Origin of the sequence: Diaphorobacter aerolatus (assembly GCF_014489535.1) — a bacterium.
Lineage (GTDB): Bacteria > Pseudomonadota > Gammaproteobacteria > Burkholderiales > Burkholderiaceae_C > Diaphorobacter_A > Diaphorobacter_A aerolatus.
Map to the genome: position 1 here is coordinate 833,190 of NZ_CP060783.1, position 26,167 is coordinate 859,356.

A 26,167-nucleotide genomic window follows, 5' to 3' on the forward strand; every position below is an offset into this window, starting at 1 on the left:
CATCAAGCACGTGTTCCGGTGCGTGATGCGAAAGCACTGCCGACGCGAAGTCCAGCAGACTCCGATTCAGGGTGTTTCAATCCAAAATCTTTTGGTAGATAGGATGGTAGAAAACCAAAAGCCCCTGAGCGCAGAACACCCAGGGGCTTGATACTTGGCGGAAACGGAGGGATTCGAACCCTCGATGAGGCTCTACACCCCATACTCCCTTAGCAGGGGAGCACCTTCGGCCACTCGGTCACGTTTCCAATTCCAATATTGTAGCCTAGTCACACAGCAGTTTTGAACTCTGGCCAAAAATTCTGACCGGCCTTGTTCGTCACAACATCACGCCTGATCGAGCCCGAAAGCCTTGTGCAGTGCGCGCACTGCGAGTTCGACGTACTTTTCGTCGATGACGACCGAGGTCTTGATTTCGGAGGTGGAGATCATCTTGATGTTGATACCCTCTTCGCTCAACGACTTGAACATCTTGCTTGCGACGCCGACGTGGCTGCGCATGCCGATGCCGACGATGCTGACCTTGGCGATCTTGGTGTCGCCGGTGACTTCCTGCGCGCCGAGCTTGGGCAGCACTTTTTCCTTGAGCAGGTCGATGGTGCGCTGGTAGTCGTTGCGGTTCACGGTGAAGCTGAAGTCGGTCTTGCCGTCCTTGCTCACGTTCTGGATGATCACATCAACGTCGATATTGGCGTCGGCCACTTCGCCCAGGATCTGGTAGGCGATACCGGGGGTGTCGGGCACGCCGAGCACGGAAATCTTGGCTTCGTCGCGGGTGAAAGCGATGCCGGACACGACAGCTTTTTCCATTTTTTCGTCTTCCTCAAAAGTGATCAGCGTGCCGGAAACGGCCTCTTCATTGACGTCGATGTCCACGGGCGTGAAGCTCGAGAGCACACGCAGCGGCACCTTGTACTTGCCGGCGAATTCGACCGAGCGGATTTGCAGCACCTTGCTGCCAAGGCTCGCCATTTCCAGCATCTCTTCAAAGCTCAGCGTCGTGAGGCGCTTGGCTTCGGGCACCACGCGCGGGTCGGTGGTATAGACGCCATCGACGTCGGTGTAGATCAGGCATTCGGCGGCCTTCATGGCTGCGGCGATGGCGACGGCGGAGGTGTCCGAGCCGCCACGACCGAGGGTGGTGACGTGGCCGTCCGGGTCAATGCCCTGGAAGCCGGTGATGATCACCACCTTGCCTGCGTTCAGTTCGGCGCGCACGCGTTCGTCGTCGATGGATTCGATGCGGGCCTTGGTGTAGGAGCTGTCGGTGCGTACCGGCACTTGCCAGCCCGTGAAGCTGACCGACTCCATGCCCTCGCCCTGTAGTGCGATGGCGAGCAGCGCGGACGATGCCTGTTCGCCGGTGGCGGCCAGCATGTCCAGCTCACGATGATAGGCCGTGGAGACGCGCGAGGGAGCCAGCTCTTTGGCCATGCCCAGCAACCGGTTGGTCTCGCCACTCATGGCGCTGGGCACCACCACCATCTGGTGGCCTGCCCGCGCCCACTTGGCCACGCGCTTGGCGACGTTCTTGATGCGCTCTGTCGAGCCCATCGATGTGCCGCCGTATTTATGAACGATCAGTGCCATGGAATTTTCGGGGTGACGAAACTTTTTTCAATCACGGCGCAAATGGACTGAAAATTGTTTTGGCGCGCCGACGTTCCGTGCAAAAAGTTGAATCCAAAACTCGTCAATTGTACCAATCGAGCGAGCCGTCTTTTCTCTCGACGAATCCATGCCCCACCTTGAGGCGGATTCGGTGACCGCGTGTGGTGCAGGCCGCCACCTGATCGAGCAGTTCGCCAAGCTGCGCGGCGCTGGGCGTGGTGGCGTGCGTTGTGCGCAGCCAGTGGCGCAAAGCATTGGCCTGCCGCGCGCGGCTCAAGGTCTGCAACGCCTTGATCGATGGCGGATTGCCGGTGTTCTGCAGATCCTGCTGCGCCAGTTCATCGAGCAATTCGGCAGCCTGCGCCGCGTTTTCCGCGCTACGCGCAAAGGTATCGCGAAACTGCGCGAACGTGGCCTCCAGCGCGGGAAGAATATGTTTGCGGATGCGGTTGCGCGTGTAGCGCTGATCGGCGTTGCTGGGGTCGTCCACCCACGCCGCGCCCTGCGCGCGGAGCCAGCGCCGGATGTCCTCGCTCGAGACCTGTAGCAAGGGCCGGTGCCACGGCAAGCCCGCACGCTCCCAGTGGCCGGGCATCGCCGCCAGGCCTGCGACGCCCGCGCCGCGCGAAAGCGCGAGCACGATGGTCTCGACCTGATCGTCTGCATGCTGGGCCAGCGCCATGCTGCGGATCAGCGGTTGGTCCGCGAGCATCGCGTCGAGCGCGCCATAGCGTGCCTGCCGGGCGGCATCCTCCGGGCTCTGCCCTGCCGAAGGCCTCGCGTTCACATGGCTCACCCGCAGAGGGATACCCCACCGCGTACAAAGCGTCCGGCAGTGGGCCTCGAAACCGTCCGCCGCCGCCTGCAAGCCGTGGTGGACATGAAGCGCATGCACCTGACCAGGCCAGCGCCGCGCGCATGCGATCAGCAAGGCCGTCGAGTCCGCGCCGCCGCTCAAGGCCACGGCCAGAGGCAGCGTGGGATTGAACGACTTGATGGCAGATTCGATGGAGAGAGTCATACGATTCCCGGATTAGACCGTAGAACGTGGAACGCCAAAACACCAACGGCCCGAAGGGCCGCCGTGCTGGGCATTCAACAACGCGCAATCAGGCGCTCTCTGCCTTGGTGTCGTTGAAACGGCCGTAACTTTGCACACGTTCGTAGCGGCGATCCAGCAGTTCCTTGGTTTTCAGGTCGGCCAACTGACGATAGGCGTCGCCCAGAGCGCGCTTGAGGAACGAGGCCATCTGCTTATGGTCGCGATGCGCGCCGCCCACGGGCTCGTTCACGATCTTGTCGATCAGCCCCAATGCCTTCAGGCGGTGCGCCGTGATGCCCATCGCATCGGCCGCGTCCTGCGCCTTGTCGCTGGTCTTCCAGAGAATCGACGCGCAGCCTTCCGGGCTGATCACCGAGTACACCGAGTACTGCAGCATGATGACCTGATCGGCCACGGCAATCGCCAGCGCGCCGCCCGAGCCGCCCTCACCGATCACGGTGGTGATGATCGGCACTTCGAGCTGTGCCATTTCAAAGATGTTGCGCCCGATCGCTTCGGACTGGCCGCGCTCTTCCGCGTCGATGCCTGGATACGCGCCGGGCGTGTCCACGAACGTGAACACCGGCAGCTTGAACTTCTCGGCGGTCTTCATCAGGCGCAGTGCCTTGCGATAACCCTCGGGCCGGCTCATGCCGAAATTGCGCGCTGCGCGCTCCTTGGTGTCGCGGCCTTTCTGCTGGCCGAGCACCATGCAGGGATGACCGTTGAAACGGGCAAGCCCGCCCACGATGGACAGGTCATCCGCGAAGTGGCGATCTCCGTGCAGCTCGATGAAATCAGTGAAGATTTCGCGAACGTAGTCCATGGTGTAGGGACGCTCGGGGTGGCGCGCGATCTTGGTGATCTGCCACGGCGTCAGGTCGCTGTAGATGTCTTTGGTGAGCTGGTGACTCTTCTTGCTGAGCTGGTCGATCTCCTCGGAGATGTCCACGGCGCTTTCGTTCTGCACGTAGCGCAACTCGTCGATCTTGGACTCCAGCTCCGCAATGGGTTGCTCGAAATCCAGAAATGTTTTTTTAGCCAACGTAATTCTCCTTGGGCGCTTGTAGGCCCCAATTGCCCGACTTCCCGGCGCGCACGCGATTAGGACGCGTTTGCGTGAAATTTGCAACTGTTTGAATCAATGATCGAAAAAAGCCCGGCGATCAGCACTGAACAGGCATCGGAGCAAGCGATCTCCAAATATACCAACTTGCGACGCTGCACCATGGCTTCCAGGCCTCTGCAACCTCGCGCGCATCGCTGCGGCTGACCGGCTCACCAGAGAAATACTGGTTGCTGATACCTTGTAAAAGCGTGGGGTCATCGAGCGGCATCACGTTCGGACGCCCCAAATGAAACAGCAGGAACATGTCGGCCGTCCAGCGACTGATGCCGCGAATGGCGACCAGCTCGGCAACGATGGCGTCATCGTCCATGCCATCCCACTCGCCCACGTGAAGCCGCCCGCTGTCAAAGTGCAGCGCAAGGTCGACCAGATACTCGACCTTGCGAGCAGAAAGTCCCGCCGCGCGCATGTCGTCCACTTTGAGGCGCAGCACGTTTGCGGGCGTCATCTCGGCGGGCAACAGAGCGAATTTTTCCCAGACGCGCTGTGCGGACGCCACCGCCACCTGCTGGCCGACGATGCTGCGCGCAAGCGTCGTGAACGCGTCACCGCGCAAGGTCAGCGAGACATTGCCAAGCTCGGGAATCAGGCGGCGCATCACGCGATCCTTCTTCATCAGATGCTTGCACGCCTCCTGCCAGTAACCGGGCGGGGCGAGATCGGGCTGACTGTCGTTGCCGACTTTCTTGAGGGTAGCCATCGATCAGCAATTCCACGCCAGATTTGGCAAAAGACGCATGGCCGCACAAGTGCCGAAGCACTCATCGCATAAACGGATCACTGCGCAGCCTCCCAGGTGGTGCCAGCGGCAGAATCCTTGAGGACGATGCCCTGCTCCAGCAAGTCCTTGCGGATGCGGTCGGCCTCGGCCCAATTCCTGGCCGCCTTGGCCGCGGCACGCGCGGCGATCTGCGCCTCGATGGCGGCGCCGTCGAGACCGCTCGCATCAGCACCTGCTTGCAAGAAGCGCTGAGGATCATCCTGCAACAAGCCGAGAAAGCCACCCAGTGTCTTGAGCAGACCCGCCGCTTCGCGCGATTTGCTGCGATTGACCTCGCCAGCCAGATCGAACAGCACCGCAACCGCTTCGGGCGTGCCAATGTCCTCGTCCATCGCCGCCTTGAACCGAGCGGCATACGGATCGCTCCAGTCGATGGAGACTGCGGCGGCGGGCACCAGGCTCAGTGCGGTGTACAGGCGCTTGAGCGCGTTGCGCGCGTCGTCCAGATGCACGTTGCTGTAGTTCAGCGGGCTGCGGTAGTGCGCGCGCACGACGAAGAAACGCACGGTCTCCGCGTCGTATTCCTTGAGTACGTCGCGAATGGTGAAAAAATTGCCCAGCGACTTGGACATCTTCTCGTTGTCCACGTTGATGAAGCCGTTGTGCATCCACACTGAGGCCAGCTTCTTGCCCGTCGCGCCTTCGCTCTGCGCAATCTCGTTTTCGTGATGCGGGAACTGCAGGTCGGCTCCCCTGCGTGAATGTCGAAGGTCTCGCCGAGCAGCGCGCAGCTCATGGCCGAGCATTCGATGTGCCATCCCGGGCGGCCCGGACCGTATGCGCCGTCCCACTTGGCGTCGTCGGGCTCGGTGGGCTTGGCGCTCTTCCACAGCGCGAAGTCGAGTGGATCTTCCTTGCCATCGAGCACCGCCACGCGCTCGCCAGCATGCAGCTCGTCGAGCGATTTGCCGGAGAGCTTGCCGTAGCCGGGGAATTTGCGCACCGCGTAGTTCACGTCGCCGCTTGGCGAGCGATATGCAAGGCCCTTCTCCTCAAGCCGTCCGATGATGCCCAGCATCTGCGGCACGTATTCGGTGGCGCGTGGCTCATGCGTCGGGCGTTCGATGCCAAGTGCATCGGCATCTTCGTGCAGGGCATCGATCATGCGATCGGTCAGGTGCCGGATCGACTCGCCGTTCTCGAGCGCGCGCTTGATGATCTTGTCATCGATGTCGGTGATGTTGCGCACATAGGTCACCTCAAGGCCACTCGCACGCAGCCAGCGCTGCACCACGTCGAAGGCCACCATCGAGCGCGCATGGCCCAGATGGCACAGGTCGTAAACCGTCATGCCGCACACATACATGCGGACCTGACCGGGCACCAAAGGGGAAAACTCCTCCAACGCACGCGACAGCGTGTTATAGATTCGCAAGCTCATGGGAATAAAAAAAGAAGGTCTGAAAGTAGTCTGGCCTGCACCGGCAGCAGGCTTCAGCAGGGCATGGCGCTTGGAAAACACCCGCGATCAAAGCAGTGACAACAGCTCACAGGCATGGCACACCCCTCAGCTACAATTCGCCGCAGTATAAGCCCGCTGTGCAACTTCGCGGGTCTCTTCCGTCTTTCCTCATCGCATGAATTCATCACGTCCCACCGTTCGATCCCTTCTGCGTCTTGCTGTTCTCGCCAGCGCCCTCGGCGTGTCCTGGGCGCATGCAGAGGACTATTCCAGCATCAACACCCTGCTCAAGCAGAAAAAACCCGACCAGGCATTGGTCGCCGTGGACAAGCGCATCGATGCCGCTCCACGCGATCCGCAACTGCTGTTCCTGCGCGGCGTGGCGCAGAGTGATCTCGGCCGGACCGACGAGGCTATCGAAACCTTCACGCAACTCACGCAGCTCTACCCCGAACTGCCCGAGCCGTACAACAATCTGGCCGTGCTGCACGCCAAGAAAAACGAACTCGAGAAGGCCCGCCGCGCGCTCGAAATGGCGGTGCGCGGCAATCCGAATTACGCCGTCGCATACGAAAATCTCGGTGATATCTACGCGCGCCTGGCAGCCGAGTCGTATGACAAGGCCCAGCGCCTCGATGGCCGCATGACCGCATCCGTCGCGCCCAAGCTCAAGCTGCTGCGCGAGATTTTTGGCGGCGATGCCAGCAGCGCAAACACCAACGCGGCAGTGCCCGCGACCACCGGCCGAAAATAGCAGCTCATCGCGTCGCGGACTGCGCCCCCGTCGGCCCGTTCGCGCCATCCCTTTCACTTTGCAACATCGTTTTCGTTGAAGAAAAAAAGGAGTTGAATCCATGTTTTCCCGTCGCAAATCCCTGCTGAACATTGCAACCTTCGCGGCAGCCGCCCTGATCGGCAGCGCGCCGGCCCTCGCGCAGGATGCAGCGCCCAAGGTCAAATTCGCCACGTCGATGGGTGAGATCGTCGTTCAGCTCGATCCGGCCAAGGCACCCAAGACCGTTGAGAACTTTCTCTCCTACGTGAAGGACAAGCACTACGACGGCACGGTGTTTCACCGCGTGATGAACGACTTCATGATCCAGGGCGGTGGCTTCACAGCCGACATGCAGCAAAAGGCCACCAAGGCACCGATCCCGCTCGAAGCCAATAACGGCCTCAAGAACGACAGATACACGGTTGCAATGGCTCGCACCGGCAATCCGAATTCGGCCACCTCGCAGTTCTTTATCAACGTGAAGAACAATGACAACCTCAATGCACCCAACCCCGATGGCTTTGGCTACACGGTGTTCGGCAAGGTCGTGAGCGGCACCGAAGTTGTCGACAAGATCAAGGCCGTTGCCACCGGCAACAAGGGCGGCCACCAGAATGTGCCCACGACACCCGTGGTGATCGAATCGGCCACGCTGGTGAAGTAAGCTCCGGCTCTTGTTCTTCGTCCATTCCAATCGAGTCCCATTTCGAAAGCAGTCACCACCATGAGCAATCCTCAAGTTGAAATGACCATCGCCGGTCACGGCACCATCACCATCGAGCTGGATGCCGAGAAGGCACCGAAGTCCACCGAGAATTTCCTGAACTACGTGAAGAGCGGCTTCTACGACGGCACGATCTTTCACCGCGTGATCAAGAACTTCATGGTGCAAGGCGGCGGATTCACGCCTGGCATGCAGCAGAAAACGACCGAAAAGCCGATTGAAAACGAAGCCAACAACGGCCTGAAGAACGACAAGTACACACTGGCCATGGCCCGCACCAGCGATCCGCACTCGGCCACGGCGCAGTTCTTCGTGAACGTGGTGGACAACGGCTTCCTGAACCACACCGCGCCTACCGCCCAGGGCTGGGGCTACGCGGTGTTTGGCAAGGTGGTCAAGGGAACGGAAGTGATCGATGCGCTCAAGGGCGTTCAGACCGGTCGCAAGGGTTTTCATGACGACGTGCCCAAGGAAGACCTGGTCATCGAAAAAGCTGTCGTTCTTTAAATTTGCTCGGTTCACGAAGCCTGGCGGCTTCGATTGGCGCTTCTTTTTGAGGTGCCAAGATGGCCTTTTCTATTTTTTATGACCTTGGCCGCTCCCTCGTTTCAGGAAATCATTGCGCCGGGGGAGTGGCGTTCAGTGGAGTTCGTCTCCGATCTGCATTTGCAGCGCGAAGAGCCCGAAACCGTTGCGGCTTTTGCGCGGTATTTGCAGGCTTCCAGGGCCGATGCGATCTTCATGCTGGGCGATCTTTTCGAGGTCTGGGTCGGTGATGACAGCCTCGACGAGGCGGGCAGTTTCGAGGCTGAATGCTGCGCGCTGATCGCGGATGCAGCGCAGCGCCAGCCCCTGTTTTTCATGCACGGCAATCGCGACTTTCTCGTCGGCTCGCATTTCGAGAAATCCACGGGCGTGCAATTGCTCGCCGACCCTGCGGTACTGGTGTTTGCGGGTGAACGCTGGCTGCTGAGTCATGGCGATGCGCTGTGCCTTGACGACGTCGAGTATCAGAAGTTTCGCGCCATGGCGCGCGATCCACAGTGGCAGGCGCAGTTGCTGACGCTGCCACTGGCCGCACGTCGCGCGCAAGGCCGCAGCGCCCGCGCCCAAAGCGAGGCGCGCAAGCATTCTCCCGAGGCCTTCTATGGCGACGTGGATACCAAGGCCGCGTTGCAATGGCTGGGCGCTGCGCGAAGCCAGACGCTGATCCACGGCCACACGCACCGGCCAGCAGATCATGTGCTGACGGGCGACGGCACGCAGGCGCGGCGCGTCGTATTGTCCGATTGGGACCTCACCGCCGACAAACCGCGCGCCGAAGTGCTGAGACTTTCGGACAAGGGCTTGGAACGCGTGCGCCTCGTCCCCATGTAGGGCGAATGTCGCCCACCGCCCTCACCCGATTCCTGCGCCGCGCCAGCAACGGCCTGCGCTCCAGACTCGCACCCGTTCCGCAAATTCCGGCGGAACTGTGGTTGCAGACCACTGCGCAATATCCGTTTCTCGCCGCATTGTCCATGGCCGAGCAATCCAAGTTGCGCGCGATCAGCGCGCTGTTTCTTCAGCAAAAGGAATTCACCGGCGCGCACGGCATGGAGGTCACCGACGCCATGGCCGTCGCCATCGCCGCCCAGGCCTGTCTGCCGCTTTTGCACTGGGGCGATGCGGCCCGGGCACTGTCCTGGTACGACGATTTCGTGGGCATCGTCGTTCATCCCGCCGAAGCCGTGGCAACGCGGCGAAGCACCGACGCGGCAGGCGTCACCCACCAGTACAGCCAGGTGTTGCTCGGCGAGGCCATGGAACGTGGCCCGGTAATGCTCGCCTGGCCCGCAGTCGCGAGCGCCGGACAGGACCCGGAAGACGCCACGAGCGTGGTGATCCACGAGTTCATCCACAAGATCGACATGAAGGACGGCGCGGTCAATGGTCGCCCGCCGCTGCGCCTCGGATTCGCAGGCACGGTCACCGCCGCCGAAGGCCGCAAGCTCTGGGGCGATACGTGGACACGCGCCTATGAAGACTTTCGCGAGAAGGTCGTCATCGCCCAGCGCTTTGGCGGCGAGCGGCCCTGGCTCAACGGCTACGGAGCCACCGCCCCCGAAGAGTTCTTCGCCGTGGTCTGTGAAGCCTATTTCGTCGAACCCGTGCGCTTCGCCCAGGAATTTCCCACGCTGGCGCCGCTGCTGGACGCATTCTTCAAGCCCGTGGGCGATCCGCTCCATTAGGGCTGTCCACCCAACGCGATCCCCGTGCGTTGGGTGGACGGCCCTGAGTTCAAACCGACATCAATCGAGCATCACGCCGTATGCCACGCCATCGCGTCCCGGGTCGGCCCCGCCCTTCAAGCCGCTGTCGGTGATCTGCACGCCATGCACCCAGCCGATGGTGTAGTTGTAGGGATTACGACCAACCTCGTAGCCTTGGGACTGCAATTCTCGCGTGATGAAATGTGGCACGCGGTTGCATACGTCGATCGAGTTGCTGGTTGACGAAAAACGCGGTGCGGAGACTGCCTCCTGCATGCCCATGCCTTGATCGATCATGTTGAGCAGCACATGCAGCACGCCCATGGCGATCTGCGTGCCGCCGGGTGCGCCGAGCACGATTTCCGGCTTGCCGTGGCGGTCGAAAACAATGGTCGGACATGCGGATGAAAAGCGGCTCTTGCCCGGCTGGATGCTGCCCGCGCGCCCCGGGCGCGGATCGAAAACACCCATGCAGCCGTTGTAATAAAAACCCATGCCCGGCGTGATGATGCCCGAGGGCATCGCCAATGAATGCGTGAGCGACACGCAGTTGCCATCGCCGTCGACCACGCTCAGGTGCGTCGTGTCCCTGGGCACCGGCGCACCCGGGTTCACGCGCACGACCTCGAAACGCCTGCCTGCGCGAATCTCGGCGGCGATCCCGGCTGCTCGCTCCTTGGACAGCAGCGTGTCCAGCGGCACATCGACAAACTCCGGATCGCCGATGTAGCGATCCTTGTCCGACGTGGCCTTCTTCATTGCCTCGCTCACGAGCTTGAGGTACTCGACGCTGCCGTGCTCCATGGCTCCGAGATCGAACTGCTCGAGAATGTTCAGCATCTCCAGCAGCATCGCTCCGCCGCCCGGCGGCTGGTTCGTCGTGATCGTGCGATCGCGATACTGCCCGGAAAGCGGCTGCACGCGCTTGACGGAATACTGCCGAAGATCTTCCATCGACAACAGACCACCAAGCGACTGCAGATGATCGATCATCCCGCGCGCCAGCTCACCTTCGTAGAACGGCGCAATGCCTTCGCTCGCGACCTGCGACAGCACGTTCGCCATATCCTGATTGACGAGCCTGGTGCCGATGCGCTTGGGCGAACCATCCTCGTCGCAATACAGCCTGCGCGCTTCTTCGCAATACTGCAGCCGCGCCAGATTGCTCGTGCGTCCGGCGAGCGGTTTGTCGATCCAGAACGAATACATCCCGGGCCGCACGATGCAGCCTTCGCTCGCCCAGCGGATCGCGGGCTCGAGCACCACGCCCCACGGCAGTCTGCCGTGTGCGCCGTGCATCTCGAACAGGCCCTTGAGCGTTGCAGGCACCGCAATCGACTGCGGGCCGATGTCATTCACCGCACCCTTGAGAATGAAGCCAAAGCCGTCCTTGGTCTCGCCTTCGAGTAGCGCCTCCCACATGTCTTCACGCGCGGCCAGCGGCGCGGGCGAATGGAAATCAAAATACTCGTGCGTGGACTTGCCTGGCATATACACCGCCGCCGTTCCAAAGCCCGCAATGCCGCACATCAGCGGATCGACCACGGTCTGCGCCACTGCGCACGCTACGGCAGCGTCCACGGCATTGCCGCCCGCCTTCAGGATTTCAATTCCGGACTCCGCCGCTTCGGGCTGAGCGCAGGACACCATTGCTTGTTTTTTCATACGGCCTCTCCGTTCAAGTGTTGCTACCTGCGTAACCGGTCCGTGCCAGCTCAGCGATTCCCGAAGAGCGCGCGAACGCCGAAGCCAGGCAACCGGCAGATCACTTGTTGCTCAGATTCAGCGAATCCAAAGTGGGCCCCCATGCTGCCGTATCGCGCTTGGTCACCTCCATCACCTGACTTGCGGGCCCGGCCATCGGAATCACGACCATGGCCTTGAGCTTTTCCTGTACTTCGGGGCTGTTGTGAAACGCCCGGGTTGCCTCATTCAGCTTGTTGACGATGGTCGCTGGCGTGCCCGTCTTCGCGACAATGCCGCTCCAGCCCATGTAATCAAAGTCTTTCACGCCCAGCTCATTCGCAACTGGCACGTCTGGCAATTCCGCCAAGCGCCTGGGTGCCAGCACGACGAGAGGAATCACCTTCTTCGCCTTGATGTGCGCAAGCGCCGTGCCAACCACCGGAGCCATCACCTGTGTCTGCCCGCCGATGGTCGCCATCACGCCATCAGGTTCACCCTTGAACGGCACGTGGACCATGGAAATGCCAAGTTTCTTCTGCAGCAGTTCGACGGCCAGTTGGGTGGAGTTTCCAAGGCCCGCCGATGCGAAATTCAGCTTGTCGGGATGAGTCTTCGCATAGTTGACGAGATCGCCTAACGACTTGAAACCCGTATCGGGATTGGCCACCAGCACGAACGGCACGGTGGTCAGCATGCCGACGCCGGTGAAGTCCTTCTCGGGGTCATAGGGCAGCGGTTTGTAGGTGAAGCGGTTGAGTACCATCTGCGACACGCCGCCGAACATCAACGTGTAGCCGTCGGCGGGCTGGCTTAGCGCCTGCTGCGCGGCGATGATTCCGCCCGCGCCGGGCTTGTTTTCCACAACGATGCTGCCGTTGATCGCCTTGCCCGCGTGCTCGGCCCAGAGACGCGCAATGGTGTCGGAGCTACCGCCCGCCTGTTGCGAGACGATCAGCCGGATCGGACGAGCGGGGTATGCGGAATCCTGAGCGAACGCCGGAGCCTGCGCGATCACACCGAGAGTCAAAGCGGACGCCATGACCCTGGCGATGTAGAAATATTTTTTCATACTGGTGATCCAAAGGAATGGTCTCGTACAGCCATCGGCTGTTGAAGCGTTGATTATTCGCACGCGCACCAAGTTGCACCAGTGAATTGATGAGATGGATGTATTAGTATTTACTCATGATTAAGATTGATGACATGGCGTGGGCGCGCAGGCTCAAGGTCAAGCACCTCGAATCCTTTCTCGTGCTCGACGAGGCTGGAACGCTGACCGGGGCCGCCGCGCGCATGCACATGACGCAATCCGCTATGTCGCACTGGCTCGCCGATCTGGAGGAACTGGTGGGCATGCAGCTTGTCACGCGCGGCCGGCGTGTGCAGCTCACTCCCGCGGGCGTGCTGGTCAAACGCCTCGCGATCAGCGTTCTTGGCGATATCTCGCGCACGCACAAGGAACTGGGTGCCGTCGCGAAGGGCCTCACGGCACGCCTGCAGATCGGCAGCGTGTGGGCAGGCGTGGCGCGTGTGCTGCCGCAGGCACTCGCGGAGTTTCAGATGCGTTATCCGCATATTTCGGTCTACATGTCCGAAAGCCCATTCACGAACCTGCTTCAGGGACTCGCAAACAAGGAACTCGACGTGGTCGTCGGATCGCTCGATGCCAGGGCGTACGGCGACCAATTGGAGCATCGCGAATTGTTTGAAGACAACGTCTGCCTGGTGGTCGGCAAGGCCAGCCGTCACTGGGACAACGACGGCACGCCCGTGCGCCTCGTGGATTTGCAGCATGACAACTGGATCATGCCGCCCAAGGGCACGCTGACGCGCACACAGCTCGACGCCGCGTTGCTCGACCAGGGCATCTCATGGTTGCAACCCAAGGTGGAAACTGCTGCCATCACGACCTTGCAGGCGCTGATGCACACGGGCGACTACGTCGGCGTGTGCTCCGAAGCGATGGCACGGTATCAATCGGCGCTTGGCAGCATGAAGATACTGCCGCTAGACATACAGATCCGCTTCGGCCCGGTGGGCGTGGTCTGGAATCGGGACAACCATTCCGAAGCCGTGCGGCTGTTCGTCGAACAACTCACGCGGTCGTAGGCCCTCCCTGGCCTACCTCGACAATGCTTTCGCGGCATGAACGATGCTTGCCGCATCAACGCCAAAGTACGCGCGAAGTGCGGCACGCGTGTCGCTGCGCCCAAAACCGTCTGTGCCGAGCGTGAGATAGTTGCGGCCCGCAGGTGCGTAGGCGCGCACGGATTCGGGAACCGCACGCACATAGTCGGTCGCCGCAATCACCGGGCCGCTGGTCTGCGAAAGCAGTTGCGCAATCCAGGGTAATTCTCCCGTCGGCTCGCGCTTGAGCAGGCGCTGCTCCACGGCCTGTCCATCGCGCGCCAACTCGCTCCAACTGGTGATGCTGACGACATCCACCTGCCATCCCTCGCTTGCCAGCGCGGCGGCGGCCTTGCGCACTTCGGTGAAGATGGCACCGGAGCCCAATAGCGTCACGCGCCGGTTCTGCGCGGCCGACCCATTGCCCACACGCTCCAGCACATAGCCGCCGCGCAGCACGCCATCCGCTACGCCTTGCGGTAAATCGGGTTGGGCGTAGTTTTCGTTCATCAGCGTTATGTAGTAGAAAACATCCTTTTGCTCGACCAGCATCTCACGCATGCCCGCGTCGAGGATCACCGCGAGTTCGCCCGCATATGCGGGATCGTAGGCCTTGCAATTGGGAATGGTGGCGGCCACGAGATGGCTGCTGCCGTCCTGATGCTGCAGGCCCTCTCCGCCAAGCGTGGTGCGGCCAGACGTGGCGCCGAGCAGAAAGCCACGCGCACGTTGATCGGCGGCGGCCCAGATGGCATCGCCCACGCGCTGGAAGCCGAACATCGAGTAGTAGATGTAGAACGGCAGCATCGCCAGCCCATGCACGCTGTAGCTCGTTGCAGCGGCCGTCCAGCTCGCGATGGCGCCTGCCTCGCTGATGCCTTCCTCGAGAATCTGGCCGTCCAGCGCCTCGCGATAACTCAGCACCGACCCGATGTCTTCGGGCGCATATTGCTGGCCGACGCTGGAATAGATTCCCACCTGCTTGAACAGATTGGCCATGCCGAAGGTGCGTGCCTCATCGGCCACGATCGGCACGATGCGCTTGCCCAACTGCGCATCCTTGAGCAAGGCGCCGAGCATGCGCACAAAGGCCATCGTCGTGCTCATTTCCTTGCCATCGGCCCTGAGCGCGAACTGTGCAAACTGCTCCAGCGGCGGAACCGCAACCACATCGCACGCAGTCTGGCGACGCGGCAGATAGCCACCGAGTTGAGCGCGTTTTTCGCGCAGATACTTCATCTCGACGCTGTCCTCGGCCGGTTTGAAGAAATCGAGTTGCGTTGCCTGGATGTCGGTAAGCGGCAGATTGAAGCGGTTGCGGAATTCGATTAGATCCGTTTCATCCAGTTTTTTCTGGCTGTGCGTGGTCATCTTCCCCTGCCCGCCGAACCCATGCCGTAACCCTTCTTGGTGTGCGCAAGAATCACCGTGGGTTTGCCGCTGGCCCGGGCCGCTGCCGCATAGGCTGCGTAAATTTTCACGAGATCATGACCGCCACGCTTCAAGCGATCAATCTGTTCGTCCGTCATGCCCTGCGCCAGCGCGATCAGTTCCGGGCTCTGCCCGAAGAAGTGGTCGCGGTTGTATCGCCCGTCCTTGGCCGCGAAGGTCTGCATCTGCCCGTCAACGGTGCTGCCGAGCGCGCGTGTCAACGCACCTGTCAGATCGCGCGCGAACAGGCCGTCCCAGTCGCTGCCCCACAGCAGCTTGATCACGTTCCAGCCCGCCCCGGAAAAGAGGCGCTCAAGCTCGTCGATCACGCGGCCGTTGCCGCGCACCGGGCCGTCGAGGCGCTGAAGATTGCAGTTGACCACCCACACCAGATTGTCGAGGCCTTCGCGCGCGGCCAGCGTCAGCGCGCTCATGCTCTCGGGCTCGTCCATCTCGCCATCACCGAACACGCCCCAGACCTTGCGCCCCGCGCAATCGAGCAGTTTGCGGTGGGTGAGATAGCGCATGAACCGCGCGTGGTAAATGCTGCTGATCGGGCCAATGCCCATCGAGCCCGTGGGGAACTGCCAGAAATCCGGCATGAGCCAGGGATGCGGATAACTGGAGAGCCCGCGCGCGTCCTCGCCCGGCGCGACGATTTCCTGCCGGTAGTGCTGTAGATCGGCCTCGCTCAAGCGTCCTTCGAGATACGCCCGCGCGTAGACACCGGGCGCGCTGTGCGGCTGGAAAAACACCAGGTCGCCGCGATGATCCGAACTCTCGTCACGCGCGTGAAAGAAATGGTTGAAGCCGATCTCGAACAGATCCGCAGCACTGGCATAACTCGCGATGTGCCCGCCGAGTTCGCCATAGGCCGTGTTGGCGCGAACCACCATCGCAAGCGCGTTCCAGCGCATGATCGAGGCCAGTTTCTCCTCGACCGCGAGATCGCCCGGAAACACCGGCTGCGACTCCACACCCACCGTGTTCACATAAGGCGTGTTCAGATCGGGCTGCCAACCGATGCGCTGTGCACGTGCGATGCGCGCCATTTCGTCGAGCATGAAACGCGCGCGTTCCGGCCCTTCGGTGGCCACCAGCGCGAGAAAGGCTTCGCGCCATTCGGCTGTCTCTTCGGGATGCGCGTCCATGGCTGGCGGCTCCGGGGTCAGGCTGTGTGGGGGCAAGGCGGCATTCATACCTGAACTCCATGAAAAATTGGCGAAATCGAGTGCCAAGCGCGAGGGGATTGCGATTCAGGAAGCCGACACGGAATTCAGTTGCGCGAGCCACGCCACCACGGCCTGCAGCTCCGCCGGGCGCAGTTCGTGCGCTCCTTCGAATTCGCGATAGGTCAGCTTCAAGGGAAGATTCTGCACCTGCTCGCAGATGAATCTGCCGTTGTCAGGCGGAATCACGTTGTCCTGCAAACCCTGGCTCACCCACAGCGCCTTGCCCTCAAACTCGGAAGCAGGCGCGATCTGGTTGACGACCTCGGGCAGCAAGCGACTGTGCAGTGCCATCCCACCCGCGACCATTTGCGGGCGCGTGAGCAGCACGGACAATCCCATGATGCCGCCCTGGCTGAAGCCGCCGACGATCACGCGCGATGCGGGCACGCGAAGTTGGCGCGCCGCCGTTTCAATGGTCTGCAACAGCAACGCGCGGCTTGCGGATTCCTGCGGCGCGTTGATGGTGCGCGAACCATCGCCATTCACCGAAAATTCAAACCACGCGTTCGCATTCGGCCCCATGCGGTAAGGAGCGCGCAGACTCAGCACGTGAAAGTGTTCGGGAACATAGGGCGCGAGGCCGAACAGGTCCTGTTCGTTGCTGCCCACGCCGTGCATGAGCACCAGAAGCCATGCCTGATCGTCGCTGACGGCGGCGGGGCGATGCAGGGAATTCAAGGGGATATCGAGCATGAAACGATCAATCCAAAAATAATGGCGTGAGAAAAATCACGGCCCTGATCTCTTGATTGTGCGCCGTCGCGCAAAGTTCAATCCAACGTTTGGCGTCGTGCTATTCGTCCCGCACCCTGCCCCGCTGTGCCTTGACGCCCGAGCGCTGCGATTTCGTCTGCAAGCGCCGCTGCTGCGAACCCCATGTCGGCTTGGTGGCGCGGCGGGAGCGGCGCACCACCGCAGCGCCGTCCACCAATTCCTGGAGCCGCCGCAGCGCATCGAGCCGGTTGGCCTCCTGCGTGCGATATTGCTGGGCCTTGATGACGATGACACCGTCCTGCGTGAGTCGCTGATCGCTCAGCGCGAGCAGTCGCAACTTCAGGTCGTCGGGCAGCGACGAGGCCGGCACATCGAAACGCAAATGCACGGCGCTTGAGACCTTGTTGACGTTCTGCCCGCCCGCACCCTGCGCGCGTATGGCCTTGAACTCCACTTCGCGCTCGTCAATCTGCACCACGGCCCTGATCCTTCACGGCTTTTCGCCGTTTTTCAGCGCTGCAAGCAACGCCTGCTTGAAGGCTTGCGGGCGCTCGAATTGCACCCAGTGTCCGCAATCGGGCACGAGCGCGAACCCACGAAAATCCGGCGCGGTCCGGACGTAGGCCTGCTCCAGCACCGTGATCCACTCCTTGTACAGCGAGTCAAGCGCGCCGTAGATGGCGTGCACGGGGCAATGCACCTGCGGCAGTGAGCGCGCGAGAATGTCGGTGTGTGCAAGGCGGCGGCGCTGCATGCGGTCACGCACGACGTTGGCGACATGCACCTGCAACGCCTCGCCCTCGATCAGCGCGGGATCGGAGAGCATCAGCGCGCCCAGATTGAAGCGGTGTGCGGCGAGTTGCTCGGCTGGCGGCAGATGGCGCCAGGCCTTGAGTTCGAATTGCCGCTTGGGCACCACGCCCATGGCCGGTGCGCCGACCAGCACGAGTTGTCGCGCCAGTTCGGGGTGCGCCGCAAGCAACATGCCGGCCGTCATGCCGCCGAACGAGAATCCGACGAGATCCACCGGGCTCGCGCCAAACAGTTCGCGCATGCTTGCATACAGGGGCTCGATGATGCCGTCGGCATCACCGCTGCCCACAGGCGACACGGCGGAATCCCCAAAGCCCGGAAGATCGACGGCCCAGACCTGCCGACCCGCCGCGACCAGATCGTCGATGTTGCGAATCCAGTGCATCCAGCTTCCGCTGCCGCCGTGAAACAGCACCAGCGGCAAATCTCCGGGCGCGCACTCGCCCCATACGTGCCAGACGACATCGCCGTCGCCGCAGGCCGTGCGGTGCACCGTGGCAGCGGCTTCGAGCCGCGCGGCTTGCGGTGGGGCGCCAGCTCCGCGAGCGCCTGCTCCGGCTGCACGCTCATGATTTCCACTGCGCCATGGCGTCGATCGCGATTCCGTATCCGGCGACGCCGAAGCCGCACATCACGGCCTTTGCGGCGGCGCTGAGATACGAGTGGTGGCGAAACGACTCGCGCGCGTGCACGTTGCTGATGTGGAGTTCGATCATCGGAACGCCCGTGCCCTTGACCGCGTCCAGCAACGCCACGCTGGTGTGCGTGTAAGCGGCGGCGTTGAACACCAGGCCGCGCAGCCTGCCTTCGGCAAGCAGGCGGCCGGCTTCGTGAATCCAGTCGATCAGTTCGCCCTCGTGATTGCTCTGGCGAAAAACGAGTTCCAGACCGTGGCGCTGGCAGGCGTCGGCGCAGATTTTCTCCACGTCGGCAAGCGTCTGCGATCCGTAGACCGTCGGCTCGCGAGTGCCGAGCAGATTGAGATTGGGGCCGTTGAGGACAAAAACGCTTTGGTTCATGGTGTCGTGGTGTTCGCGGTTAGGTGAACGAACACGGTGCAGCCGCACTGCCGTGTTGTTCACCCCGCATTATGCGGGGGTCATCCATGCAAAACGGCCCCGAAGGGCCGCTCGAATGGAGTGCTGCCGCCACAACGGCTCAACGCCAGTTGCGTCCACCACGATGGTGGTGGTGATAGTCGTGACGATAGCCGCCACGGTAGCCGCCTCCGTAGTACACGGCAGGAGGTGCCACCACAACCGGCGGGGCGTAATAAACCGGTCGCGCAGGACGGTAATACACCGGAGGTGGCGGCGGAACGTATACGGGCTGCGGGGCGTAATAGGCGGGTGGCGGCGAGTAGTAGTAGGGTGACGCCACACCTACCGAGACACCGGGGCCACCGATGCCGACGGACCAGGACACGCCACCATGCGCCTGGGCCGCTCCGGAAGCAGTCAACATTGCCAGAGCGACGCCAGCACTGGCGACCAATGCATGAAATGAGCGACGTTGGATCATGAAATTCTCCTTGGAAACAATGATGAGGCGAAGCGTGATTGCCGGACTCTCATCGATGTGGGCATTCGGGTTATGACTCCATAACGCACGACATGCGGTTCAGGATGTCATGATCTTTGACATTTCTTGTGTCTGAAAGTTGCAAGAGTCTTATCGACGCGGTGTATCCGATTTCAATGCAACGGCACTTGCTTACAAAACACCGCACGCAATCGGCTTGGCGCGAGCTATCGGACCCTGCGACGCGGCTCCCGCGGACTTACGGTGCGAAAACCGTCGCCCTCAATCTCGACCACGGCCTGCGGCTGCAGCTTGTTGAACTCGATCTCGCAGCCCTGACTGATGGGCGTGAATACCAGCCTTGCGCCCGGAACGAGCTTGGGCACCGTCTGGTGCAACGGCAGCGACAGATCCACCGGCGAGCGCACGGAACGGTAGACCAGATCGTTTTTGGAACTATAAAGTTCATAGCATGCCGCCTGCGCCTGCGATGCCAGCAGCGCACACAGTGCGCCTGTGGCCAGCATTCCTGCGCGGCGCGACGTCGAAGATTTGCTCATATCGCTCTCCCCTTCCAAAATTGGCTTTGTCCTCGCATTATTACCAATCACAGGACAATTTCCATAGCGCATATCAACCGTTGGACTCCGCTCATCCGAGAACATGCAGGTGCGTGGAGTTCTTCACTTCCTCCATGACCGCATACGTGCGTGTCTCGCGGACGCCCGGGAGCTGCCACAGAACATCGCCCGCGAACTTGCGATACGCCTCCATGTCGGCCTGCCGGGTCTTGATCAGGTAGTCGAATCCACCGGCCACCATGTGGCATTCCATGATTTCGGCGCGCGTCTGCACGGCGGAATTGAATTCCTCGAACACATGCGGCGTCGTGCGGTCAAGCAATACCTCGACGAACACCAGCATGCCCGCGCCCAGCAACAGCGGGTTGAGTCGCGCCTCATAACCGAGGATGTAGCCGTCCCGCGTCAACCGCTGCACACGCGCCAGCACCGCCGTCGGCGACAGCGTCACCTCCTCGGCCAGCTTGAGATTGGCAATACGCCCATCGCGCTGAAGGATGTGCAGTATTTTTCTATCGATCTTGTCTATTTCCACTATTAAATACCTGTTTTGAAACTAATTATTCATCATGACTGCCGGTATTTTGAATATTAATTCAGTAAAAAAACAAGGATGATCACCCCATCACCAGAATCCTCGCAACCGATCATGAACACCACCATCCTGCCCATGACCGCCCCGATTTCATCGGCATCGGGCCAACAGTCCTTCGCCCCGCGCGTTCCGCAGGACGGCCCGTTGCGCCAAGCCATCACCGCCGCCTACCGGCTGCCCGAGCCCGAGGCGCTCGGCGGTTTGCTGGAACTGGCCCGCGTGCCTGCCGACCAAGAGGCCGCGGTGCACGATCTTGCCCTTCAACTGGCGCGCACGCTGCGCGAACGCAAGGCCGATCAGGGACGCGCGGGCATCGTGCAGGGCCTGCTGCAGGAATTTGCCCTGTCGTCGCAGGAAGGCGTCGCGCTGATGTGTCTGGCCGAGGCGCTGCTTCGCATTCCCGATGCCGCCACGCGCGACGCGTTGATTCGCGACAAGATTCGCAACGGCGACTGGGATCGTCACCTCGGCAAAAGCCCTCGCTCTTTGTGAACGCTGCCACCTGGGGATTGCTGATCACGGGAAAGCTGGTCAGCACGCACAGCGAAGGCGGTCTGACGAGCGCGCTGCGCCGCATCACCGCACGCGGTGGCGAGCCCTGATCCGCAAGGGCGTGGACATGGCGATGCGCATGATGGGTGAGCAGTTCGTGACCGGCGAGACGATTGCCGAAGCGCTCAGGCACGCGGCGCCACTCGAACAGGAGGGCTTTCGCTACTCCTACGACATGCTCGGCGAGGCCGCGCTCACGGCCCATGACGCCGAACGCTACATGCAGTCCTACGTCGATGCGATCAACGCCATTGGCTTGGCCTCGAACGGGCGCGGCGTGTACGAAGGCCCGGGCATCTCGATCAAGCTCAGCGCACTGCACCCGCGCTACAGCCGCGCGCAGCACCAGCGCGTGATGAACGAGTTGTATCCGCGCGTGCTCCAGCTCGCCCTCCTCGCGCGCGAGCATGACATCGGCCTGAACATCGACGCCGAGGAGGCCGACCGGCTCGAACTCTCGCTCGACCTGCTGGAGCGCCTGTGCCACGAGCCCGCGCTCCAGGGCTTCAAGGGCATAGGCTTTGTGATTCAGGCCTACCAGAAGCGGTGCCCGTTCGTCATCGATTTCGTGATCGATCTTGCGCGCCGCACCGGGCATCGCCTGATGGTGCGCCTCGTCAAGGGCGCCTACTGGGACAGCGAGATCAAGCGCGCACAGGTCGATGGCCTGAGCGACTATCCGGTCTACACGCGCAAGTCGCACACCGACGTTTCCTACATCGCCTGCGCCCGCAAACTGCTGGCCGCGCCCGATGCCGTCTATCCCCAATTCGCCACGCACAACGCGCAGACGCTGGCCACCCTCTATACGCTGGCCGATCCTGCCACTTATGCGCCGGGGCAATACGAGTTCCAGTGCCTGCATGGCATGGGCGAGCCGCTGTACGAACAGGTCGTCGGCGATGTAGCCAAGGGCAAGCTCGGACGCCCGTGCCGCATCTACGCCCCGGTCGGCACGCACGAGACGCTGCTGGCCTATCTCGTTCGCCGACTGCTCGAAAACGGCGCGAACACCTCGTTCGTGAACCGGGTCGCCGACAACCAGTTGCCGCTCGAATCACTGATCGAAAACCCCGTCGCCACGGTCGATGCGGACACCCGCGCCGAGGGCACGGCCGCTTTGCCGCATCCCCGCATCCCGCTGCCGCCCGCACTCTATGGTGCCGAACGACGCAATTCCGCTGGCATCGATCTGTCGAGCGAGTTCGTGCTTGAAGACATCGAGCGCGCGTTGCAGGCAAGCCGCCTGCAACCGTTTCACGCCAGCGCTTCCTCGGGTCAATCCGATCATCAGGGCGAAGTCAGCAACGTGACCAACCCTGCCGACCGCAGCGAAATCGTGGGGCAGGTGCTTGAAGCGACTCCCGCCGACGTCGATACCGCGCTGCAGGCCGCGCAGGCGGCTCAACCCGCCTGGGCCGCCACCTCGGCTACCGAGCGCGCCGCACTGCTGCGTACCGCTGCCGAGCTGCTCGAAGCCGATCTGCTGGCCCTCGTCGCCCTCACCATGCGCGAGGCGGGCAAGACCGCCGCCAACGCCGTGGCCGAGGTGCGCGAGGCGGTGGATTTTCTGCGCTACTACGCCGCGCAGGCCGAATTGCTGGCCGATGACGAACAGGACAGCCATGCGCCGCTCGGCCCGGTTACCTGCATCAGCCCGTGGAATTTCCCGCTCGCCATCTTCATGGGACAGGTCTCCGCCGCGCTCGCCGCGGGCAACACTGTGCTGGCCAAACCAGCAGAGCAGACACCGCTGATCGCTGCGTATGCCGTGCGTCTGCTGCATCGCGCGGGCGTGCCCGAACCCGTGGTGCAACTGTTGCCCGGCCGGGGCGAGACCGTGGGCGCGCAGCTCGTCGGCGACGCGCGTGTGATGGGGGTGATGTTCACCGGATCCACCGAGGTCGCGCGCATTCTTCAGCGCAATCTCGCCACACGTTTTGATGCGCATGGTCAGCCGATTCCACTGATTGCCGAAACCGGCGGACAGAACGCGTTGATCGTCGATTCTTCGGCGCTGGTCGAGCAGGTGGTGGTGGACGTCGTTTCCTCCGCGTTCGACAGCGCAGGTCAGCGCTGCTCTGCGCTGCGAGTGCTGTGCGTGCAGTCGGACGTAGCCGAGCGCGTCGGCACCATGCTGCGCGGTGCGATGCAGGAACTGCATGTGGGAGACACCACGCGCCTGTGCGTGGACATGGGCCCAGTGATCGATGAGGACGCGCGCGCCACCATCGAGGCCCACATCGAGCGCATGCGCGGCAAGGGCCACGCCGTCTATCAGTCCGAGGTGAATGCAGGCGAACTCGCCAATGGCAGCTTCGTGAAGCCCACCTTGATCACGCTGGACCGCATCGGCGATCTGGGCCGCGAAGTGTTCGGGCCGGTCCTGCATCTCGTGAGTTTCGAGCGCGAACAGCTCGATCAGCTGCTCGACGAGATCAACGGCACGGGCTACGGTCTTACGCAGGGCCTGCACACACGCATCGACGAAACCGTCAGCAAGGTGGTCGAGCGCGCGCATGCGGGCAACGTGTATGTGAACCGCAACATCGTCGGCGCGGTCGTCGGCGTGCAACCCTTCGGCGGTGAGGGCCTGTCGGGCACCGGACCCAAGGCGGGTGGGCCGCTGTATATGCTGCGGCTGATGGCGCGCCACGCGCCCAACGCGGCACGCAACGCGCTTGCGCGCACCGCAGTGAAGACACCCGACGCGAGTCTGCAGCTCGCGCTGCAGACCCCGCTTGAGGCATTGGCCGACTGGGCGCGCCAGCGTCAGCATTCGCGCCTTGTGGATGCATGCGCCGCGCATGCGCAGTCGGCCTGCGCTGGCGTGCTGTGCACCCTGCCCGGCCCCACGGGCGAGCGCAACGAGTACCGCGTGCTGCCACGCGAACAGGTGCTCTGCGTTGCGCAGGACGACGACGCGCTGCTCGTGCAACTGAGCGCCGTGCTGGCGGTTGGCGCGCGGGCGCTCTGGCCCGGCGCCGCGCAGGCACTGCATTCGCAACTGCCCCTGCCGTACAGCAACGCATCGTGCTCGCAAACGACTGGACCAGCGGCACCGCGCATTTCGACGCCGCGCTGCATTCCGGAAGCGCGCAGTCGCTTCAACAACTGTGCGAGCAGATCGCGCAGCGTGAGGGTGCCATCATCGGCGTGACGCACGTGGGCAGCGATGATCGCGTGCCGCTGGAGCGCCTGGTGCTGGAACGCGCGCTCAGCGTCAACACCGCAGCCGCAGGCGGCAATGCCAGCCTGATGACGCTCGCCTGACACACCCGTGCTGCATCCATTCCCCCAAGGGAATGGGGTGCATGCTCCAGGAGCGATATGCTCGCCGGTTCATAGGCATCACGCGCGGCCCACTCGGGCGTCACCACATGGGGCAAACACTGCAGATCGGGCCATTCACGCTTGCGTGGGTTCTCATCGTTCTACTGACCGGCTGGCTGGCCGGCACCTGGCTCGCCGAGCATCTGGCGCGCAAGCGCGGAATCAGGATCGAGCGCCACATCTGGCTGATCGCGCTGGCCGGTCTGCTGGCCGCGCGCCTGGCATTCGTCGCGCAATACGCGTCGGCCTATGCAAGCAGCCAATGGAGCATCGTCGACATACGCGATGGTGGCTGGGAGCCAATGGCCGGCCTCGCCGCAATCGGCGTCTATGTTCTGGCGCTCTGGGTCTGGCATAGCGCGAGCGCCAGGGCCGTGACGGCGGGCGCGGCGCTGTTCACGGCGATCTGGCTGGGCGGCTCAACCGCGCTGTCGCTGCTCGCGCCCCAGAACACCACGCTTCCGCAGTTCACGGGTGTCGCACTCGACGCGCAGTCACTGTCGCTTCCCGATCTCAAAGGTCAGCCGGTCGTCATCAATCTCTGGGCGACCTGGTGCCCGCCCTGTCGCCGCGAAATGCCCGTGCTGATGGACGCGCAGAAGGCGCATCCCGGCGTGCGCTTTGTCTACGTGAATCAGGGCGAGAAGCCCGATGCGGTGTTGCGCTACGTGCAGCAGATCGGCATGGCCGAGAGCAGCATCGTGCTGGACCCGCAAGAGGCATTGAGCCGCATGGTGCAGCAGCGCGCCCTACCCACCACACTGTTTTTCAACGCCCAGGGCAGGCAGGTTGCGGTGCGTTCGGGTGAACTGTCGAAGGCAACACTCGCCCAGCATCTCGAACAGATCGACGCACCCAGATAAACTCGGCGTGCCTCGGCGCAAAGACACGTTCATCCGGCATCGGCTCACCGATGCAGAGCGCTCGATCTGATGCAGCACATTCACGGGCTTTTCTGCGCGAAAGGAGCGCATGCATGACCACGATTCTCTGGGACTCTTTTCATCCGGGGTCAGCGCTTGCGGGCGGCGTTCTGATCGGCGTTGCCAGTGCGATGCTCATCGTGCTGATTGGCCGCATTGCCGGCATCAGCGGCATCGTCGGCACGCTGATGCAACGCGACGCCTGGGCGCACTACTACGGCTGGGGGTGGCGGCTTGCCTTCGTGGCCGGACTGCTTGTCTCGCCGCTCGTGTGGCAACTGTTCGCACCGCTGCCCGCCATCGAACTGCCGAACAATCCACGCCTGATCGTGCTGGCGGGCCTGCTGGTGGGCTTTGGCACGCGACTCGGATCGGGCTGCACCAGCGGTCACGGGGTGTGCGGAATCTCGCGCCTGTCGCGCCGCTCGCTTGTGGCAACGCTCACCTTCATCGTCTTTGGCGCGCTGACGGTGTACGTGATGCGCCATGTGCTCCATTGACCGGCAACCCGACAAGGCACGACTCACATGACCTCAATTTTCGCCGCACTCATCGCCGGGTTGATATTCGGACTCGGACTGCTTCTCTCCGGCATGGGCAACCCTGGCAAGGTGCTGAATTTTCTGGATTTCTTCGGCACCTGGGATCCGTCTCTGGCGCTCGTGATGGTGGGCGCCATCGCCGTTGGCATCATTCCCTTTACCTGGGCCAAGCGCCGCAAGACCGCCGTGCTCGGCGAGCCCATGCAACTGCCGACCGCAACCGCAATCGACAAGCGCCTGCTGCTGGGCGCGGCGATGTTCGGCATCGGCTGGGGAATCGCTGGTTTTTGTCCCGGGCCGGCCGTGATGAACCTGCTCACGATGCACAAGGAAGTGATCATCTTCGCGGTCTCGATGCTCGTCGGCATGCTGTTGCAGCAAACCTGGGCACGCAAGTAAAA

General features: G+C 62.5%; 22 protein-coding genes, 1 tRNA gene and 3 pseudogenes. 10 read left to right on the plus strand and 16 right to left on the minus strand.

Features of this window, described 5'->3' with window-relative positions:
- Positions 1-155 precede the first annotated feature (155 nt).
- The 6 genes and pseudogenes from H9K75_RS03815 to cysS all read right to left on the minus strand — a co-directional run bounded on the left by H9K75_RS03815 (position 156) and on the right by cysS (position 5,944).
- Positions 156-248: transfer RNA gene (locus tag H9K75_RS03815), tRNA-Ser, on the minus strand.
- Positions 249-327: 79 nt separating this feature from the next.
- A complete protein-coding gene (locus H9K75_RS03820) occupies positions 328-1,590 on the minus strand; it encodes an aspartate kinase (protein ID WP_187724826.1) in 1,263 nt (420 codons plus the stop codon).
- 103 nt (positions 1,591-1,693) lie between these two features.
- Positions 1,694-2,632, minus strand: a complete 939-nt coding sequence (tilS, locus tag H9K75_RS03825; protein ID WP_187724827.1) for a tRNA lysidine(34) synthetase TilS — start codon at positions 2,630-2,632, stop codon at positions 1,694-1,696.
- Between the two features lie 88 nt (positions 2,633-2,720).
- The gene (locus tag H9K75_RS03830) at positions 2,721-3,698 is read right to left on the minus strand and encodes an acetyl-CoA carboxylase carboxyltransferase subunit alpha (protein ID WP_187724828.1); all 978 of its coding nucleotides are present in this window, start codon (positions 3,696-3,698) and stop codon (positions 2,721-2,723) included.
- 121 nt (positions 3,699-3,819) lie between these two features.
- Positions 3,820-4,482: a DNA-3-methyladenine glycosylase family protein gene (locus H9K75_RS03835; protein ID WP_187724829.1), complete on the minus strand. Its 663-nt coding sequence runs from the start codon at positions 4,480-4,482 to the stop codon at positions 3,820-3,822.
- Positions 4,483-4,559: 77 nt separating this feature from the next.
- Positions 4,560-5,944: pseudogene (gene cysS, locus H9K75_RS03840) on the minus strand (cysteine--tRNA ligase).
- A gap of 262 nt (positions 5,945-6,206) precedes the next feature.
- On the opposite strand from cysS, the gene H9K75_RS03845 reads away from it, so the two are divergent.
- From H9K75_RS03845 to H9K75_RS03865, 5 genes are all read left to right on the plus strand, one after another.
- Positions 6,207-6,719 (plus strand): tetratricopeptide repeat protein, encoded by a 513-nt coding sequence (locus H9K75_RS03845; RefSeq protein WP_226858511.1) that lies wholly within the window; start codon positions 6,207-6,209, stop codon positions 6,717-6,719.
- 100 nt (positions 6,720-6,819) lie between these two features.
- A complete protein-coding gene (locus H9K75_RS03850) occupies positions 6,820-7,404 on the plus strand; it encodes a peptidylprolyl isomerase (protein ID WP_187724831.1) in 585 nt (194 codons plus the stop codon).
- A gap of 60 nt (positions 7,405-7,464) precedes the next feature.
- Entirely contained in the window at positions 7,465-7,971 is a 507-nt protein-coding gene (locus H9K75_RS03855; protein ID WP_187724832.1) for a peptidylprolyl isomerase, read from the plus strand.
- Between the two features lie 78 nt (positions 7,972-8,049).
- On the plus strand, positions 8,050-8,841 hold the full coding sequence (locus tag H9K75_RS03860; protein WP_187724833.1) for a UDP-2,3-diacylglucosamine diphosphatase: 792 nt from the start codon (positions 8,050-8,052) through the stop codon (positions 8,839-8,841).
- Positions 8,842-8,846: 5 nt separating this feature from the next.
- Positions 8,847-9,695, plus strand: a complete 849-nt coding sequence (locus H9K75_RS03865) for a M90 family metallopeptidase (RefSeq protein ID WP_187724834.1) — start codon at positions 8,847-8,849, stop codon at positions 9,693-9,695.
- A 60-nt stretch (positions 9,696-9,755) separates the two neighbouring features.
- Here the strand turns inward: H9K75_RS03865 and ggt are convergent, their stop codons facing one another.
- Together ggt and H9K75_RS03875 are read right to left on the minus strand one after the other, a co-directional pair.
- A complete protein-coding gene (gene ggt, locus H9K75_RS03870; protein ID WP_187724835.1) occupies positions 9,756-11,381 on the minus strand; it encodes a gamma-glutamyltransferase in 1,626 nt (541 codons plus the stop codon).
- A gap of 100 nt (positions 11,382-11,481) precedes the next feature.
- Complete coding sequence (locus tag H9K75_RS03875) at positions 11,482-12,471, minus strand: Bug family tripartite tricarboxylate transporter substrate binding protein (RefSeq protein ID WP_187724836.1); 990 nt, start codon at positions 12,469-12,471, stop codon at positions 11,482-11,484.
- Positions 12,472-12,587: 116 nt separating this feature from the next.
- Between H9K75_RS03875 and H9K75_RS03880 the strand changes: the two genes are divergently transcribed.
- The gene (locus H9K75_RS03880) at positions 12,588-13,511 is read left to right on the plus strand and encodes a LysR family transcriptional regulator (RefSeq protein WP_187724837.1); all 924 of its coding nucleotides are present in this window, start codon (positions 12,588-12,590) and stop codon (positions 13,509-13,511) included.
- A gap of 12 nt (positions 13,512-13,523) precedes the next feature.
- Here the strand turns inward: H9K75_RS03880 and mdeB are convergent.
- The 8 genes and pseudogenes from mdeB to H9K75_RS03920 all read right to left on the minus strand — a co-directional run bounded on the left by mdeB (position 13,524) and on the right by H9K75_RS03920 (position 20,359).
- Positions 13,524-16,159: pseudogene (gene mdeB, locus H9K75_RS03885) on the minus strand (alpha-ketoglutarate dehydrogenase).
- 57 nt (positions 16,160-16,216) lie between these two features.
- A complete protein-coding gene (locus tag H9K75_RS03890) occupies positions 16,217-16,885 on the minus strand; it encodes an alpha/beta hydrolase (RefSeq protein ID WP_187724838.1) in 669 nt (222 codons plus the stop codon).
- A 100-nt stretch (positions 16,886-16,985) separates the two neighbouring features.
- Positions 16,986-17,384 (minus strand): alternative ribosome rescue aminoacyl-tRNA hydrolase ArfB, encoded by a 399-nt coding sequence (gene arfB, locus H9K75_RS03895; RefSeq protein WP_404826405.1) that lies wholly within the window; start codon positions 17,382-17,384, stop codon positions 16,986-16,988.
- Between the two features lie 12 nt (positions 17,385-17,396).
- Positions 17,397-18,212 carry an alpha/beta fold hydrolase gene (locus tag H9K75_RS03900; RefSeq protein WP_187724839.1) on the minus strand — a complete coding sequence of 272 codons (816 nt, stop codon included), beginning with the start codon at positions 18,210-18,212 and terminating at the stop codon, positions 17,397-17,399.
- 73 nt (positions 18,213-18,285) lie between these two features.
- Complete coding sequence (aroQ, locus tag H9K75_RS03905) at positions 18,286-18,738, minus strand: type II 3-dehydroquinate dehydratase (RefSeq protein WP_187724840.1); 453 nt, start codon at positions 18,736-18,738, stop codon at positions 18,286-18,288.
- A 139-nt stretch (positions 18,739-18,877) separates the two neighbouring features.
- Positions 18,878-19,240 (minus strand): hypothetical protein, encoded by a 363-nt coding sequence (locus tag H9K75_RS03910; RefSeq protein ID WP_187724841.1) that lies wholly within the window; start codon positions 19,238-19,240, stop codon positions 18,878-18,880.
- Positions 19,241-19,467: 227 nt separating this feature from the next.
- A complete protein-coding gene (locus tag H9K75_RS03915) occupies positions 19,468-19,800 on the minus strand; it encodes a hypothetical protein (protein ID WP_187724842.1) in 333 nt (110 codons plus the stop codon).
- Between the two features lie 91 nt (positions 19,801-19,891).
- Positions 19,892-20,359 carry an Lrp/AsnC ligand binding domain-containing protein gene (locus tag H9K75_RS03920; protein WP_187725897.1) on the minus strand — a complete coding sequence of 156 codons (468 nt, stop codon included), beginning with the start codon at positions 20,357-20,359 and terminating at the stop codon, positions 19,892-19,894.
- A 132-nt stretch (positions 20,360-20,491) separates the two neighbouring features.
- Here H9K75_RS03920 and putA point away from each other — a divergent pair.
- From putA to H9K75_RS03940, 4 genes and pseudogenes are all read left to right on the plus strand, one after another.
- A pseudogene (gene putA / locus H9K75_RS03925) lies at positions 20,492-24,241 on the plus strand (trifunctional transcriptional regulator/proline dehydrogenase/L-glutamate gamma-semialdehyde dehydrogenase).
- Positions 24,242-24,348: 107 nt separating this feature from the next.
- Entirely contained in the window at positions 24,349-25,164 is an 816-nt protein-coding gene (locus H9K75_RS03930; RefSeq protein ID WP_187724843.1) for a TlpA disulfide reductase family protein, read from the plus strand.
- A 113-nt stretch (positions 25,165-25,277) separates the two neighbouring features.
- Positions 25,278-25,724, plus strand: a complete 447-nt coding sequence (locus tag H9K75_RS03935; RefSeq protein ID WP_187724844.1) for a YeeE/YedE family protein — start codon at positions 25,278-25,280, stop codon at positions 25,722-25,724.
- A gap of 27 nt (positions 25,725-25,751) precedes the next feature.
- On the plus strand, positions 25,752-26,165 hold the full coding sequence (locus H9K75_RS03940) for a DUF6691 family protein (RefSeq protein WP_187724845.1): 414 nt from the start codon (positions 25,752-25,754) through the stop codon (positions 26,163-26,165).
- Positions 26,166-26,167: the final 2 nt, after the last annotated feature.

Bases quoted from the DNA above. Each gene is read 5' to 3' on its own strand.
- H9K75_RS03820 (WP_187724826.1), bottom strand. From the start codon at position 1,590: ATGGCACTGATCGTTCATAAATACGGCGGCACATCGATGGGCTCGACA.
- tilS (WP_187724827.1), bottom strand. From the start codon at position 2,632: ATGACTCTCTCCATCGAATCTGCCATCAAGTCGTTCAATCCCACGCTG.
- H9K75_RS03835 (WP_187724829.1), bottom strand. From the start codon at position 4,482: ATGGCTACCCTCAAGAAAGTCGGCAACGACAGTCAGCCCGATCTCGCC.
- H9K75_RS03850 (WP_187724831.1), top strand. From the start codon at position 6,820: ATGTTTTCCCGTCGCAAATCCCTGCTGAACATTGCAACCTTCGCGGCA.
- H9K75_RS03855 (WP_187724832.1), top strand. From the start codon at position 7,465: ATGAGCAATCCTCAAGTTGAAATGACCATCGCCGGTCACGGCACCATC.
- H9K75_RS03860 (WP_187724833.1), top strand. From the start codon at position 8,050: ATGACCTTGGCCGCTCCCTCGTTTCAGGAAATCATTGCGCCGGGGGAG.
- H9K75_RS03865 (WP_187724834.1), top strand. From the start codon at position 8,847: ATGTCGCCCACCGCCCTCACCCGATTCCTGCGCCGCGCCAGCAACGGC.
- ggt (WP_187724835.1), bottom strand. From the start codon at position 11,381: ATGAAAAAACAAGCAATGGTGTCCTGCGCTCAGCCCGAAGCGGCGGAG.
- H9K75_RS03875 (WP_187724836.1), bottom strand. From the start codon at position 12,471: ATGAAAAAATATTTCTACATCGCCAGGGTCATGGCGTCCGCTTTGACT.
- H9K75_RS03880 (WP_187724837.1), top strand. From the start codon at position 12,588: ATGATTAAGATTGATGACATGGCGTGGGCGCGCAGGCTCAAGGTCAAG.
- H9K75_RS03890 (WP_187724838.1), bottom strand. From the start codon at position 16,885: ATGCTCGATATCCCCTTGAATTCCCTGCATCGCCCCGCCGCCGTCAGC.
- aroQ (WP_187724840.1), bottom strand. From the start codon at position 18,738: ATGAACCAAAGCGTTTTTGTCCTCAACGGCCCCAATCTCAATCTGCTC.
- H9K75_RS03910 (WP_187724841.1), bottom strand. From the start codon at position 19,240: ATGATCCAACGTCGCTCATTTCATGCATTGGTCGCCAGTGCTGGCGTC.
- H9K75_RS03915 (WP_187724842.1), bottom strand. From the start codon at position 19,800: ATGAGCAAATCTTCGACGTCGCGCCGCGCAGGAATGCTGGCCACAGGC.
- H9K75_RS03930 (WP_187724843.1), top strand. From the start codon at position 24,349: ATGGGGCAAACACTGCAGATCGGGCCATTCACGCTTGCGTGGGTTCTC.
- H9K75_RS03935 (WP_187724844.1), top strand. From the start codon at position 25,278: ATGACCACGATTCTCTGGGACTCTTTTCATCCGGGGTCAGCGCTTGCG.
- H9K75_RS03940 (WP_187724845.1), top strand. From the start codon at position 25,752: ATGACCTCAATTTTCGCCGCACTCATCGCCGGGTTGATATTCGGACTC.